The sequence below is a fragment of the Halostella limicola genome, from assembly GCF_003675875.1.
GTDB lineage: Archaea > Halobacteriota > Halobacteria > Halobacteriales > Natronoarchaeaceae > Halostella > Halostella limicola.
Genome location: NZ_RCDI01000003.1, coordinates 306,138 through 320,009, shown reverse-complemented (window position 1 = coordinate 320,009; position 13,872 = coordinate 306,138). Strand labels below are relative to the sequence as shown.

Genomic DNA, 13,872 nt, shown 5'->3' with positions numbered 1-13,872 from the left:
CTATCCGGTCGGCAGGTCGGTCACTGGATCGTCACGTCGGCTTCGAGGCTCTCCTTGAGCGCGTCCCCGACCTTGCAGAGCTCGTGGGCGCGCTCGATCACGGCCTCCTTCTTGTCGCCGTCGAGGTCCCCGTCCGTGCTGACGTCGAAGCTGATCGACTCCAGCTTGTCGTCGTCGTTCAGTTCGCCCGTCGCGTCGATGTCGATCCGGCCGAGGTCGCCGGCGTCGCGCTGCTGCGCGCCGACGCGGAGCGCGGGCACGTAACAGGCGGCGTACGCGGAGAGGAGCGCCTCGAGCGTGTCCGGCCCGTCCTCCCCCTGCGCGTCGATGGTCGACTCGAAGTCTCGGATCTGGCTCGTCGTGCTGTACCCCTCTTCGGAGACGCTGTGGACTTCCTTCGCCATGGCAGTTCGAGTTGTCAACGGCGGCCGTCGTAAGCGTTGTTCCACCGGCGGTACCGGCAGGTTCGCGGCCTCAGTACCCCTCGCCCAGATCGAACGTCTCGTCGCCGTCGAGCACGTGGACTTCGGCGTCGCTGCCGGTGCCTTTGACCTCGTTCACGAAGTCCTGCGTGTCGATCTCGATCGGCGGGAAGGTGTCGTAGTGCATCGGGAACGCGTGGTCGACGTCGAGCCAGTCGACCGCGATAGCGGCCTGCATCGGCCCCATCGTGAAGTGGTCGCCGACGGGGACGGCCGCGGCGTCGGGTTCGAGGAACGGGCCGATCACGTCGCGCATCTCGGTCATCAGGCCGGTGTCGCCGGCGTGGTAGAAGGTCGTGCTCTCCTCGTCGGCGACCTGCGTCGGCTTCGTGTCGCTGATGACGAAGCCCGCGGGCATGCCGCCCGAGGTGCCGTAGCTCGTGTCCATGCCGTTGGTGTGGTCGGCCCGGTGCATCGTGACGAAGGCGTCGCCGACCTCGACAGTGCCGCCGAGGTTCATCCCCATCCCGCCGACCGCGTCGAAGTCGCCGTACTCGTCGCGGCAGTACTCGACGACCTCCGGCGAGGCGATCAGGGTGTTGCCCTCGTAACGGTCCACGTCGCCGATGTGGTCCGCGTGCCCGTGCGTGAGCAGGACGTAGTCCGGGTCCAGTTCCTCCGGATCGGTGTCCGTCTTGGGGTTGTCGAAGAACGGGTCGATCAGCAGCGACGTGTCGCCGACCTCGACGTGCCAGGTCGAGTGTCCGTACCAGGTGAGTTGCATGGTTCGTTTCGAGGTACGGTCGATCGACACTTAAAGCCGGACGGTGGCCGGAACGGTTTGCCGCGTCCGCTCGGCCCCGCCCATCGTTATACGGGCCCCCGCCGAAGACCCGGTATGCTCACGCTCCAGCTGGACGACTTCATGGTGGAACTGAAAGACGGCGCTATCAAGAACGTCGGCCCGGCGAACAAGTCGGCGTCCGCGAAGCTGTTCGACGTGACCGACGCTCGTGCGCGGGAGTTCGGCGACAAGCGGGTCAAGCTCGTCTTCGAGGACGAGGACGGCAACGAGGTGCAGGTGGCGCTGTTCCCGGAGGACGTCCGCTCGATAGTCGCAGACGTGGAGGCCATGGAGGACGACAGCCCGGTGTTCGAGTGAGGCGCGGCGGCGAACGCGTTTCGACAACCGTTTTAGGCCGGGGGTATTTATCTCCGGCAAATGGGTACCTGTATCATCTGCGGTACGCCCGCGGACGGGCGGATCTGCAGTAGCCACGAAGAAGACGTCGCTTTCGAGTTCAGAGGCGACGACGCGAACGAACTGACCACCGGCCGCTACTACCGCGGCACCGTCGACGGCTTCGCCGACTTCGGCGTCTTCGTCGACATCGGCGACAGCGTCACCGGCCTGCTCCACAAGAGCGAGCTCGACCAGCGCCTCGAGAGCCTCGACTGGGACTCGGGCGACACCGTCTACGTGCAGGTGACGGACGTCCGTGACAACGGCAACGTCGACCTCGGCTGGTCCATCCGCCAGTCCGAGGACGAGTTCCGCGGCTCCCTGGTCGACGACCCGAACGGCGACGCGCCGGAGGCGAGCGCGGCGGGAAATGAAGACGCGGCCGCAGAGCCCTCGGGGGGCGGTGCGGCCGCAGCGTCGGCGAGCGCGGTGACGGCCGAAACGGTCGACGATCCCGAGGCCGTCGAGGAGGAACCGGAGCCGGTCGACGAGCCGGAAACCGAGGAGGAGACCGAGGAAGCGCTCGAGGAGGCCGACCCCTCGCGGGTCGCCATCGGGTCGCTCTCCGACCGCGTCGGCGACGTCGTCCGCATCGAGGGCGAGGTCACCGGCGTCCGACAGACCAGCGGTCCCACCGTCTTCGAGCTCCGCGACGAGACGAGCACCATCGAGTGCGCCGCCTTCGAGGAGGCCGGCGTCCGCGCCTACCCCGAGGTCGACGTGGACGACTACGTCCGCTTGGAGGGCGAGGTCGAACTCCGCCGCGACGACCTGCAGGTCGAGACCGAGACGCTGGTCGTCCTCGAGGGCGAGGACGCCGCCGCGGTCGAGGGCCGCCTGACGGCCGCGATGACCGACAAGGCGCGTCCCGACGAGGTCGCGCCGCTCGCCGACGACGACCCCGTCGCGGTCATCGAGAGCGAGGTCCGCGACGCCGCAGAGGCGATCCGCCGGGCCGTCTTCGAGGCCCGTCCCGTCGTGATCCGCCACAGCGCCACGGCCGACGGGTACGCCGCCGGCGCGGCCATCGAGCACGCCGTCCTGCCGCTGGTCCGCGAGGAGCACGTGCAGGCCGACGCCGAGTACCACTACGTCGAGCGCCGCCCGCTCGACGGCGAGGTGTACGACATGGACGCCGCGACGAACGACGTCACGCAGATGCTGGAGGCGCGCGAGCGCCACGGCGAGCAGCTGCCGCTGGTCGTCCTCGTCGACGCGGGGAGCACGCTGGAGTCCCGCGACGGCTACCGCCTGCTGGACATCTACGGCGCGGGCCGCGTCGCCATCGACGCGAGCCACCCCGACGAGGAGATCGTCGACGAGGTCGACAGCATCGTCAACCCCGCGCTCGCCGGCGACGGCGAGGGCGACGGCATCACCACCACGGCGCTCGCCGCGAACGTCGCCGCGAACGTCTACGGCGACGTCCGCGACGACCTCCGGCACCTGCCGGCCGTGAGCTACTGGGCGGACGCCCCCGGGCAGTACGTCGACCTCGCCGAGGCGGCGGGCTACGACGAGACGGCCGTCCGCGAGCGCCGCGAGGCCATCGCGCTGGAGGCGTACTACCAGTCCTACGACGACAAGCGCGAACTCGTCGCCGACCTGTTGTTCGGCGACGGCGCCGACGCGCCCGGCGACGCCGAGTCGCTGGCCGCTCACGTCAGCGAACAGTTCCGCGAGAAGCTCGACACCGAGGTCGAGACCGCCGACCGGAACCTCTCGCTGCGCGGCGAGAACGGCGTCACCTTCGCGGTGCTCGACACCGACTCGTTCACCCACCGCTTCGACTTCCCGCCGACGACGCTGCTGCTCGACGAACTCCACCGTCGCCGCCGGGAAGACGCCGACGAGCCGTTCGTCACGCTCGGCATCGGCGACGACGAACTGCACGTCCGCAGCACCGCGCCCGTCGACGTCCGCGCGGTCGGCGAGACCGCCCGCGAACACGCCGACGAGGCCGGCATCACCGTCGTTGGCGGTCGCGACGGTCACCTCGAATTCCTCACGGGCGAGCGCGACGCCGTCGTCGACGGCGTGGTCGCCGCCGTCGCCGAGGAACTGGGCGAGTAACCCGCATCGCTTCTCTCGCGCGCAACGCCAGACAGCGGTAGCACCGTCCTCCGCCGAGCGACACGCTTAACCCCGAGACGCCGCGAAAACTCAGTAATGAGTATCGAGTCGGACGCCACGGAGTCCGAGGCGTTCAAGCGGGTCTGCGAGGAGCTCGTCGACCGCATCCTCGCGGGCGATCTGGAGCGCGACGACGTGGAGTCGGCGAAGCTGGAGGTCTGCTCGGAGTACTCCTCCCCGAAGGTGCCGAAGAACTCCGAGATCCTCGACTACGCGCCGCAGGAGCGCCGCGAGGAGCTCGAATCGGTGCTGCAGCGAAAGCCGGTGCGGACGGCGTCGGGCGTCTCGCCGGTCGCCATCATGACCAGCCCGCACAACTGCCCGCACGGGAAGTGCCTGTACTGCCCGGGCGGTCCCGACTCGGAGTTCTCCAGTTCCCAGAGCTACACGGGCAACGAGCCCGCCGCCGCCCGCGGCGTGCAGAACGACTACGACCCGTACGGGCAGGTCCGCCTCCGCCTGGAGCAGCTCCGGGAGATCGGCCATCCCGTCGACAAGGTCGAGCTCATCCTGATGGGCGGGACGATGACCGCCCGGAGCCACGACTACCAGGAGTGGTTCGTGAAGCGCGCCCTGCAGGCGATGAACGAGTACGACGTCGACAAGCAGCCCGAACCCGCGGAGGGCGAGAGCTTCGCGCAAGCGCCCGAGGAGTACGACTTCGAGTACGTCGAGGACGTCATCGCCCGCAACGAGACCGCGGACGTCCGCAACATCGGGACGACGTTCGAGACGAAGCCGGACTGGTGCGACCAGGAGCAGATAGACCGGATGCTCCGCCTCGGCGGGACGAAAGTCGAGGTGGGCGTTCAGACGACCTTCGAGCGGATCAACCGCGAGATGCACCGCGGTCACGGCGCGCAGGCCTCCATCGACGCGAACCGACGCCTCCGCGACGCCGCGTTCAAGGTCGGGTTCCACATGATGCCGGGTCAGCCGGGCATGACCAAGGAGATGTGCCTGGAGGACTTCCGCCGCCTCTTCGAGGACGAGAAGTGGAAGCCCGACTACCTGAAGATCTACCCCACCCTCGTCGTCCGCGGCACGCAGACCTACGACATGTGGCACGAGGGCGACTACGACCCGCTCACAAACGAGGAGGCAGCCGAACTCGTCGCCGAGATCAAGTCGATGATCCCGAAGTACACGCGCCTCCAGCGCGTCCAGCGGGACATCCCCGCGGACTTCATCGACGCCGGGGTCTGGAAGTCCAACCTCCGCCAGCTCGCCAGACAGAAGATGGACGAGCACGGATGGACCTGCGACTGCATCCGCTGTCGCGAGGTCGGCATGAACGACGAGGCGCCCGGCGACGTGGAACTCGACGTCACGACCTACGAGGCCGCGGGCGGCACGGAGCACTTCATCAGCTACGAGGACCCGGAGAAGGACCTGCTGATCGGCTTCTGTCGCCTGCGGTTCCCGGGCGACCCCCAGCGCGCGGAACTGCGAGACGCCGCGCTCGTCCGAGAACTCCACGTGTACGGCCCGATGGTAGAGGTCGGCGACGAGAGCTACGACTGGCAGCACAAGGGGTACGGGCGGAAGCTCCTCCGGAAGGCCGAGGAACTCGCCGCCGACGCCGGCTACGGGAAGGTGAGCGTAATCAGCGGCATCGGCGCCCGGGAGTACTACCGGGAGAAGCTCGGCTACTACCAGGACGGCCCGTACGTGAGCAAGCGGCTGTAGCCCACGTGAGCGGCCGGAGGTGCGGGCCGAGACCGCCGGCGACGAGAGCCTACTCCTCGTCGGGCGCCCGAACGACGACGCGGCCGTCGCCGTGGACGGTCACGTCGCAGCCGTTCAGTCGGAACGAGAGCGTCGCCCCGTCCCTGCTGTTTCCGCCGTACGAATCGGCGAAGAGCGCGTTGAGCGCGTCGGGATCGACGGTCTCGTTGAGCGCGTCGACCGACGTCGGTTCCAGGTCGCGAACCGCGGCGACCGCGGTGACCACCGTCGCGCTGAGAGAGTCGTCCTCTCCCCAGTCGTGACGGACGATGTGGACGTTCTGCCCGGTGAGCGTGTCTTCGGCATTGGCGTCTGTCATGTGTCGGAGTAGTTTCCTTACGGATCCGCGATCCCCTGTCCGCCGGCCCCGTCGTCTAGTCGGCTGCGAAAACAGTTAAGAATTATGGCAAATGTTAACGTGTGAAAATGATAGGTCGGTCGGCAGAGCGATCACACCGTGAACGTCGTGTCGATGAACGTCATCACGGCGAACCCGGCGATGAAGGTGAGCGTCGCCGCGTCGGCGTAGCCGTGGGCGTGGCTCTCGGGGATCATCTCGCGGAAGATCACGGCCATCATCGCGCCCGCGGCGACGCCCGCCGCGAGCGGGAAGGCGTCCACGACGAACTCGACGAGCAGGAAGCCGACGATCGCCGCGATCGGTTCCGGGATCCCGCCCGACAGCGTCGTGTAGAACACCGTCTTGAGCTTCGAGACCCCGGCTTGGTTGGCCGGCACCGCCATCGCGAAGCCGTCGGGGACGTTCTGGACGGCGATGGCGCTTGCGATGGCGAAGCCGATGCCCTCCTGTCCGCTCGCGAACGCGATGCCGACCGCCAGCCCCTCCGGGATGTTGTGGATGGTGATCGCGCTCCCGACGAGGATCGCCTTCCGTATCTTGTCGTCCACGTCGGGGTCTTTCGGGACGTCGACGACCGCCTCCGCGTCCATCGGCGTCGCGTCCGTCCCCCGGCCCTCCCCACGCTCCCGGTCGAACAGCAGGTGGATGTGGGGCACGAGGCGGTTCGCGGCGAGCAGGAACAGCCCCCCGATGCCCAGCCCGGCGAGCACCTCCGACATCGACCCGATCTCGAGGCCGGGGATGACGAGCGTGAACACCGCCGCGCCGAACATGATCCCCGCCGCGAACCCGAGCGCCGAGTCGTACATTTTGTGGCTGATCCGGGACGTGACGAGGACGGGCAACGCGCCGATACCGGTCGCGCTCCCGGCCAGAACCGCGACCACGACCACTTCGCCGAGCGTCGACATGAGTGCGGCAACGATAGCCACAGATAAAAAGGGCAACGGCACGGCGTTTGGAGTCCTCTCCGCCGCTCTACAGGCCGAACCAATTTCGACTCACAGGGAGAGAATGTTAGATGACTAACTCTAATAATTAATATTTTTATTCGTGACGTGGCACCCCCGCCTGTCTCTCGCGGGAGAGGCTGACTACCATGACAATTCAAAGACGAGACTTCATCAAGGGAATCGCCGCCAGCGGCCTATCGCTCGCGTTCACCGGCCTCGTCGGCGCGCAAGACGACGCGACGTTCCTCGTCGTCGCGGACGGAGACGTACGTCGGGGGATCGAAGACGCCGGCTTCGCGGTACGGCAGGAACTCGCAGACGGATCGGTGTACGTCGTGGTCGGGTCAGAAGACGACCGAGACGACCTCGACGCGGTCGAGGGCGTGAGCGAAGTGGCCCGCGACGTTCGGTTCGAGTTCGAGGGCCCTGAACGCGTGGAACAAGCTGATACCACCACTGACGAAGATCGCTATCCGCTGCAGTGGGACAAGCAAGTCACCGATGTGGCGGAAGCGCACGAAACGACAGCGGGCGAAGGAACACGTCTGGCTATCATCGACACCGGGATCGACTTCGATCACCCCGATCTCAAAGATAATGTCAACGCAGAAGTGAGTCGACTGTTCAGATACGGTGAAGTAACGAGTGACGCGGAAGACGTCCACGGGCACGGCACTCACGTCGCCGGTATCGCAGCGGCCTCGGACGAGGGAACTACGGGCATCGTCGGCACCGCACCGGACGCGGAGCTGGTGTCGCTTCGCGTGTTCTACTACGACGACGTAGACGGTGACGGCGATCAGGAACTCACCACCACTACCGCCGACATCCTCACGGCCATCGACCACGCGGCGTCGCTCGACGCCGACGCCGCGAACCTCAGCATCGGGACGCCGCCGCTGCCGCCGGAGACCAACGCCACCGGCATCAAGGTCGCCTACCAGCGCGTGGCACAGGACGCCGTCCGCCGGGGGACGCTCGTGGTCGTCAGCGCCGGCAACTCCGACGCGAACCTGCAGCAGGGCGGGTACTTCACCGTCCCGAACAGCGTCGCCGGGGCGATGAGCGTCAGCGCGACCGGCCCGAACGACGAGCGGGTGTTCTACTCGAACTACGGCACCAACGAGATAGACGTCGGCGCGCCGGGCGGCGGGTACGAGACGCTGGAGAAGACGCTCGCGGACGATACCGAGTGGCCGTTCCCCACGAATCTCGTGCTGTCGTCGGTGCCGCCCGAACTGTACGATGGCGACTACTACGCCTACTTCGCCGGCACGTCGATGGCCGCGCCGCAGGTGACAGGCCTCGCGGGTCTGATCCGCGCCGCGGACTCGGGCCTGAACGCGAATCAGGTGGAGCAGGCGATCAAGGATGGGGCGGAACTGGTGGACGGCCAGAGCGACCCGGACCTCGGCGCGGGCAGGATCAACGCTGCGAACTCGCTCGACGAACTGTAGATCCGCGCCGGCGACCGCCAGCGAGGCGTAGCGACACGCCTTTCTGCCGGCGAGCAGACCGATCCCGTATGGACCAGAAGCGGGAACTGACGAGCGTCGACCTCGCGGCGCTCGTCGGCGAACTCGGCAGTTACGAGGGGGCCAAACTCGACAAGGCCTACCTCTACGGCGACGATTTCCTGCGGCTCAAGATGCGCGACTTCGACCGCGGGCGGGTGGAGCTGTTGGTGGAAGTCGGCGACGTGAAACGCGCGCACGTGGCGGCCCCCGAGAACGTCCCGGACGCGCCGGGGCGGCCGCCGAACTTCGCGATGATGCTCCGGAACCGCCTGTCGGGGGCCGACTTCGCGGGCGTGGAGCAGTTCGAGTTCGACCGGATCCTCCAGTTCCACTTCGAACGCGAGGACGAGGACACGACGATCATCGCGGAGCTGTTCGGCCCGGGCAACATCGCCGTCCTCGACGGCAACGACGAGGTGGTTGACTCGCTGGACACCGTCCGGCTGAAGTCCCGCACCGTGGCGCCGGGGTCGCAGTACGAGTTCCCGGACACGCGCGTGAACCCCCTCGACGTCGACTACGAGGGGTTCGCGGCGCTGATGGACGACTCCGACACCGACATCGTGCGGACGCTGGCGACCCAGCTGAACCTCGGCGGCCTCTACGCGGAGGAGGTCTGCACCCGCGCCGGCGTCGAGAAGGCGACCGACATCGCCGACGCCACCGAGGAGCAGTACGAGGTCGTGTTCGACGCGCTAGAGCGCCTCCGCGACGAGATGGAGAACGCCGAACTCGACCCCCGGATCTACGTCGAGGGCGACCGGTACGTCGACGTGACGCCGTTCCCGCTTTCGGAGCACGAGGACCTGGAGAGCGAGTCCTACGACACGTTCAACGCCGCGCTGGACGAGTACTTCCACGAGCTCGACCGCTCCGACGACGAGGACGACGCGGTCACCGACGACTCGCCGGACTTCGCGGGCGAGATCGAGAAGAAAGAGCGCATCATCGAGCAGCAGGAGCAGGCCATCGAGGGGTTCGAGCGGCAGGCCGAGCAGGAGCGCGAGCGCGCGGAACTGCTGTACGAGCGCTACGAGCTGGTCGACGACGTGCTCTCGACGATCCAGGACGCCCGCGAGCGGGACACGCCGTGGGACGAGATCGAGGAGCGCTTCGAGGAGGGCGCCGAGCGCGGCATCGAGGCTGCGGAGGCCGTCGTCGGCGTGAACGGCGACGAGGGGACCGTGACGGTTCGGCTCGACGGCACGGACGTCGAACTCGACGCGAGCGAGGGCGTCGAGCACAACGCCGACCGCCTCTACACCGAGGCCAAGCGCGTCGAGGAGAAAAAGGAGGGCGCGCTGGCGGCCATCGAGGACACCCGCGAGGAACTGGAGGAGGTGAAAGAGCGCAAGCGCCAGTGGGAAGAGGACGGTCCCGAAAGCGGGAACGACGATGACGAGGACGGGGAGACGGAAGACGTCGACTGGCTCTCCCGTCCGTCGATCCCGGTCCGCCGGTCCGAACAGTGGTTCGAGCGGTTCCGCTGGTTCTACACGAGCGACGACTTCCTCGTGATCGGCGGGCGCGACGCCGACCAGAACGAGGAACTCGTCAAGAAGTACCTCGAACCCGGCGACCTGTTCTTCCACGCGCAGGCCCACGGCGGTCCGGTCACGGTCCTCAAGGCGACGGACCCGTCGGAGGCGGCGAAGGACGTCGACATCCCTCAGCGGAGCAAGGAGGAGGCGGCGCAGTTCGCGGTGTCGTACTCCTCGGTGTGGAAGGACGGCCGCTTCGCCGGCGACGCGTACATGGTGACCCCTGACCAGGTGAGCAAGACGCCCGAGAGCGGCGAGTTCCTGGAGAAGGGCGGCTTCGCCATCCGCGGCGACCGGACGTACTTCCGGGACGTGGCCGCCGGCGTCGCCGTCGGCATCACCTGCGAGCCGTCCACCCGCGTCGTCGGCGGCCCGCCGTCGGCCGTCCGCGACCAGGCCGAGACGCACGTCGAGGTCGAACCCGGCCAGTACGCCCAGGCCGACGTCGGCAAGAAGCTCTACCGCGAGTTCCGGGAGCGTTTCGCCGACACCTCCTTCGTCCGGAAGGTGGCGAGCCCCGACCGCATCCAGCACTTCCTGCCGCCGGGCGGTAGCCGGATCAAGGAGGACTGATGGCGGACGGAGGTGAGGCCCGATGATGGCCGAAGACGCCCTCAAGTTCCCGTTCCGCGGCGACCGGACGGCGGACACGTTCGCCGTCGGCGGCGTCCTCGGGATCGCGACGCTGCTCCTGCTTCGCGTCGCCGCCAGCCTCTACCCGACGTGGCCCACGCTCGTCGCGGCGGCGCTCGCCGCAGTCCCCGCGACGGCGTTGTTCGGCTACCTGCTCAGGGTCGGCGACGCCACGGTGCGCGGTGACGAGTCGGTGCCTGAGTTCGGGAGTCCAGGTGACCTTTTCCGGAGCGGTCTCCGTGCCTGGGCCGTGGCGGCCGTCTACCTCGGTCTGCCTCTGCTCATACTGCTGGTGACGGTGCAGGGAGTGCTCGGATCGGGGATCGGTCCCGACGCCGGCACCGGTCAGCGGACCGCTCTCCTCGTCGGGTCGACGATGACGCTGTTTCTCGCGCTCGCCGTCGCGTACGTGTTCCCGGCGGCCCTGCTCAATGTCGCGCGCGGCGGAAGCCCGGTCGCGAGCCTCGACCCGCGCCGGGTCAAGCCGCTGCTCTCCAGCGGCGCCTACTTCGCCGCCTGGATGGCGGCGTTCGTCGCGGGCGTGCTCGGCTGGGGGCTCACGCTCAGCGCGCTCCGGAGCCACAGTCTGGGCGGCGTTATCGCCGTCTTCGCCGCGTTCTACTTCCACCTCGTCGCCGCGCGGTACGTCGGTCTCGCCTACGCGCGGGCGGTCGGCAGGGACGGCGGGCCGCTGTGACCGACCGCCGGCCTCGAACACGGTACCGCGCGAAAAAAACCGCGGCGACGGATGCCTACGGACCGAACGGCGGTTCTGACTCGACGCCCGTCAGGTCCTCCCAGGCGACCGTACCCTGATCGAGGACGTTCCCCGGCTCGAGCTCCGGGGCGTCGAGGACCGTCTGGGCGATCTCCGACGGCCCCATCTCGCCCTCGCCGGGGGCGGCCGGCGCTTCCGGTGCCTCGCCGCTCCCGTCGTCGACGACGACACGCATCACCATCCCCAGGGTCTCGTGCGGGAGGCACTGGAGGTCGTACACGCCCGGTTCGTCGAACCGGTAGTACCAGGCGTCGTTCTCCACGAAGGGCGGGGACGTGAAGCCCGGGACGCCCTCGGGAACGCGCTGTTGCACGCCGAAGAACCGCGGGTGGTACGCGGTGACGGTGTGGAAGTCCTCCACGGTGACGAACTCGACGACGTCCCCCGACTGGAGGCTGACGCCGACCGGATCGAAGTAGAAGTCGGGGAAGCCGCCGGGGCCGGCGAGCGGCCCCTCTGGCCCTTCGCCCGCCGTCTCGTTGCCCGCGGTTTCGTTGCCGCCGCCCGGCCCGTCGTCGACGGTTTCGTTGCCGGCCGGAGTCTCGTTCCCGTTCGCGGTCTCGTTGGGGACGGTCTGGTTCCCCTCCGTCTGGTTGCCCATCGGCCCGCCCGGTTGCTCCCCCTCCTCTTCGACGAACACCACGTCCGCGTCGGTCACCCGGAGGTCGACCGTCTGCGCGACGTCGAACGGGACCTCTTGCATCTGCCCGTTCGTGTCCGTCTCGTTGTCGGCCCCGGTCTGGTTCTCGGCGGTCTGATTCGTTGTCGTCTGGTTCTCGGTGACGTTCCCGCCGTCTGCCGTTTCCGCGTCGGCTCCGGGGCCAGCCTCCATCGGTGCGGGCAGCAGGTAGCCCGAGTACGCGTCGATGCACGGGTCGCACCGTTCCGCGACCGGTCCGCCGCCTCCGCCGTCGCCCTCGCCGTCGTCCTGCGCACCGACCATCCCCTGGCCCGCGAGCCCGATGGCAGCCCCGCCGCCGAGCGCCATCAGCATCTTCCGCCTGTTTACGCTGCCGATACGCCGCCGGTCGCCGCTGTCGTCGCGGGACATTGCGTCGATTCCTTAGAACGTTCACATGAATAGGTATGTGCTAACTATTCGCATGAAATTCGTGGTTAGCGGGCGGCGGCGACGGGGGGCGACTTGCCCCCGGGCCGGTGTGATCGGGTGACGTGACAATCATGAATTTCGCCGGAGTATAGGGCTGTTTCGGACGCGAAGTCGCCACAGTTCGCTTCGATCGATGAAGTCCAGAGCGGCGGTGAGTTTCGTTTCTGAGACGGGGCACTGCCGAAAGCGGGGCGAATTGGTGAAACGCGGATTACAGGAAACGGGGCGCTAACCGGAGCGCGAACGCGCGGCCGGCGGGAAAGTCCACGCTATTCCGCGGACGGTCGGAGCGACCCCGGACGGAACCGCCCGCGCGGAATGGCAGGGCACTTATCCGGGTAGGCCGGAGGTGAGGACATGAAGATACAGAGCCGGAGCCCCGCCGAGGAGGGCAAGGAGCGGGTCTCCCTGGTCCCCGAGAGCCTCGACGACCTCTGGCACCTGCAGTACGTGCTGGAGCCCGGCGACCTCGTCGCGGGCGACACGACACGGCGGATTCAGCGCGACGACGACAAGATGCGCGACACGGGCGGCCAGCGCGAGCACATGCACGTCACCATCGACGTCGACACGGTCGAGTTCGCCAAGTTCGCCAACCGGCTCCGGGTCGGCGGCGAGATCGTCGACGCCTCCCGCGAGGACCAGCTCGGTTTCCACCACACGATCAACGTGGAGGAGCGCGACGAGATCACCGTCACGAAGCGGTTCAAGCCGGACCAGATGGAGCGACTGGAGGAGGCCGCTGAGGCGACCGACGCGCCGGACGTCGCCATCGCGACCGTCGAGGAGGGCGAGGCTCACATCCACACCGTCGCCCAGTACGGCACCGACGAGTACGGGTCGTTCACGGGCACGACCGGGAAGGGCGAGTACGCCCGCTCCCGCGACGAGCTGTTCGGCGAAGTCACCGCGGCGCTCGGCCGCATGGACGTCGACGCGATCATCCTCGCCGGCCCCGGTTTCACGAAGCAGGACGCCCTCGACTTCATCGAGGACGAGGCCCCCGAACTGGCCGAGAAGATCACGACCGTCGACACCAGCGCCGTCGGCGACCGCGGCGTCCACGAGGTGCTCAAGCGCGGCGCGGTCGAGGACGTGCAACAGGAGACCCGCATCGCCGAGGAGGCGGAGCTCATCGACGAGCTCACCCGCCGAATCGGCGAGGGCGCGAAGGCCGCGTACGGCCCCGTGGAGGTCGCGAAGGCGGCGGACTTCGGCGCGGTGGAGACGCTACTCGTCCTCGACGAGCGCCTCAGGAAGGAGCGCGGCGCGGTGAGCGAGGACGAGGAGGGCCGGGAGTGGGACGTCGACGTGAACGAGATCGTGACGAACGTCGAACAGCAGGGCGGCGACGTCACGGTCTTCTCCTCGGACTTCGCGCCGGGGGATCAGCTCGCCAACCTCGGCGGCATCGCGGCGCTGCTGCGCTACCGGATGGAGTAGACCGGCAGG

General features: G+C 68.2%; 12 protein-coding genes. 7 read left to right on the top strand and 5 right to left on the bottom strand.

Annotated elements, in window-relative coordinates:
* Window positions 1-20: 20 nt before the first annotated feature.
* Together D8670_RS14880 and D8670_RS14875 are read right to left on the bottom strand one after the other, a co-directional pair.
* The gene (locus D8670_RS14880; protein WP_121818914.1) at window positions 21-404 is read right to left on the bottom strand and encodes an OsmC family protein; all 384 of its coding nucleotides are present in this window, start codon (window positions 402-404) and stop codon (window positions 21-23) included.
* A 70-nt stretch (window positions 405-474) separates the two neighbouring features.
* The gene (locus tag D8670_RS14875) at window positions 475-1,206 is read right to left on the bottom strand and encodes a metal-dependent hydrolase (protein WP_121818913.1); all 732 of its coding nucleotides are present in this window, start codon (window positions 1,204-1,206) and stop codon (window positions 475-477) included.
* Between the two features lie 114 nt (window positions 1,207-1,320).
* Between D8670_RS14875 and D8670_RS14870 the strand changes: the two genes are divergently transcribed.
* The 3 genes from D8670_RS14870 to D8670_RS14860 all read left to right on the top strand — a co-directional run bounded on the left by D8670_RS14870 (window position 1,321) and on the right by D8670_RS14860 (window position 5,487).
* A complete protein-coding gene (locus D8670_RS14870; protein WP_121818912.1) occupies window positions 1,321-1,584 on the top strand; it encodes a hypothetical protein in 264 nt (87 codons plus the stop codon).
* Window positions 1,585-1,644: 60 nt separating this feature from the next.
* Window positions 1,645-3,738 (top strand): DHH family phosphoesterase, encoded by a 2,094-nt coding sequence (locus tag D8670_RS14865; RefSeq protein ID WP_121818911.1) that lies wholly within the window; start codon window positions 1,645-1,647, stop codon window positions 3,736-3,738.
* 96 nt (window positions 3,739-3,834) lie between these two features.
* Window positions 3,835-5,487, top strand: coding sequence for a tRNA uridine(34) 5-carboxymethylaminomethyl modification radical SAM/GNAT enzyme Elp3 (locus D8670_RS14860; RefSeq protein ID WP_121818910.1), 1,653 nt, complete (start codon window positions 3,835-3,837; stop codon window positions 5,485-5,487).
* A gap of 49 nt (window positions 5,488-5,536) precedes the next feature.
* Here the strand turns inward: D8670_RS14860 and D8670_RS14855 are convergent, their stop codons facing one another.
* A complete protein-coding gene (locus tag D8670_RS14855; protein WP_121818909.1) occupies window positions 5,537-5,845 on the bottom strand; it encodes a DdfA family disk-determining factor in 309 nt (102 codons plus the stop codon).
* 131 nt (window positions 5,846-5,976) lie between these two features.
* Window positions 5,977-6,798: a ZIP family metal transporter gene (locus D8670_RS14850; protein WP_121818908.1), complete on the bottom strand. Its 822-nt coding sequence runs from the start codon at window positions 6,796-6,798 to the stop codon at window positions 5,977-5,979.
* Window positions 6,799-6,986: 188 nt separating this feature from the next.
* Between D8670_RS14850 and D8670_RS14845 the strand changes: the two genes are divergently transcribed.
* The 3 genes from D8670_RS14845 to D8670_RS14835 all read left to right on the top strand — a co-directional run bounded on the left by D8670_RS14845 (window position 6,987) and on the right by D8670_RS14835 (window position 11,228).
* Window positions 6,987-8,297, top strand: coding sequence for a S8 family peptidase (locus D8670_RS14845; protein ID WP_121818907.1), 1,311 nt, complete (start codon window positions 6,987-6,989; stop codon window positions 8,295-8,297).
* 68 nt (window positions 8,298-8,365) lie between these two features.
* Entirely contained in the window at window positions 8,366-10,471 is a 2,106-nt protein-coding gene (rqcH, locus tag D8670_RS14840) for a ribosome rescue protein RqcH (protein WP_121818906.1), read from the top strand.
* A gap of 22 nt (window positions 10,472-10,493) precedes the next feature.
* Window positions 10,494-11,228 carry a DUF4013 domain-containing protein gene (locus tag D8670_RS14835; protein WP_121818905.1) on the top strand — a complete coding sequence of 245 codons (735 nt, stop codon included), beginning with the start codon at window positions 10,494-10,496 and terminating at the stop codon, window positions 11,226-11,228.
* Window positions 11,229-11,283: 55 nt separating this feature from the next.
* On the opposite strand, the gene D8670_RS14830 is transcribed toward D8670_RS14835, so the two are convergent.
* Window positions 11,284-12,360, bottom strand: a complete 1,077-nt coding sequence (locus D8670_RS14830) for a cupredoxin domain-containing protein (protein ID WP_121818904.1) — start codon at window positions 12,358-12,360, stop codon at window positions 11,284-11,286.
* Window positions 12,361-12,777: 417 nt separating this feature from the next.
* On the opposite strand from D8670_RS14830, the gene D8670_RS14825 reads away from it, so the two are divergent.
* Window positions 12,778-13,863 (top strand): mRNA surveillance protein pelota, encoded by a 1,086-nt coding sequence (locus D8670_RS14825; RefSeq protein WP_121818903.1) that lies wholly within the window; start codon window positions 12,778-12,780, stop codon window positions 13,861-13,863.
* The last annotated feature ends 9 nt before the right edge of the window (window positions 13,864-13,872 follow it).

What these genes read in the sequence shown, in the direction of transcription:
- D8670_RS14880 (WP_121818914.1), bottom strand. Translation starts at nt 404, where the DNA reads ATGGCGAAGGAAGTCCACAGCGTCTCCGAAGAGGGGTACAGCACGACG.
- D8670_RS14875 (WP_121818913.1), bottom strand. Translation starts at nt 1,206, where the DNA reads ATGCAACTCACCTGGTACGGACACTCGACCTGGCACGTCGAGGTCGGC.
- D8670_RS14870 (WP_121818912.1), top strand. Translation starts at nt 1,321, where the DNA reads ATGCTCACGCTCCAGCTGGACGACTTCATGGTGGAACTGAAAGACGGC.
- D8670_RS14865 (WP_121818911.1), top strand. Translation starts at nt 1,645, where the DNA reads ATGGGTACCTGTATCATCTGCGGTACGCCCGCGGACGGGCGGATCTGC.
- D8670_RS14860 (WP_121818910.1), top strand. Translation starts at nt 3,835, where the DNA reads ATGAGTATCGAGTCGGACGCCACGGAGTCCGAGGCGTTCAAGCGGGTC.
- D8670_RS14855 (WP_121818909.1), bottom strand. Translation starts at nt 5,845, where the DNA reads ATGACAGACGCCAATGCCGAAGACACGCTCACCGGGCAGAACGTCCAC.
- D8670_RS14850 (WP_121818908.1), bottom strand. Translation starts at nt 6,798, where the DNA reads ATGTCGACGCTCGGCGAAGTGGTCGTGGTCGCGGTTCTGGCCGGGAGC.
- D8670_RS14845 (WP_121818907.1), top strand. Translation starts at nt 6,987, where the DNA reads ATGACAATTCAAAGACGAGACTTCATCAAGGGAATCGCCGCCAGCGGC.
- rqcH (WP_121818906.1), top strand. Translation starts at nt 8,366, where the DNA reads ATGGACCAGAAGCGGGAACTGACGAGCGTCGACCTCGCGGCGCTCGTC.
- D8670_RS14835 (WP_121818905.1), top strand. Translation starts at nt 10,494, where the DNA reads ATGATGGCCGAAGACGCCCTCAAGTTCCCGTTCCGCGGCGACCGGACG.
- D8670_RS14830 (WP_121818904.1), bottom strand. Translation starts at nt 12,360, where the DNA reads ATGTCCCGCGACGACAGCGGCGACCGGCGGCGTATCGGCAGCGTAAAC.
- D8670_RS14825 (WP_121818903.1), top strand. Translation starts at nt 12,778, where the DNA reads ATGAAGATACAGAGCCGGAGCCCCGCCGAGGAGGGCAAGGAGCGGGTC.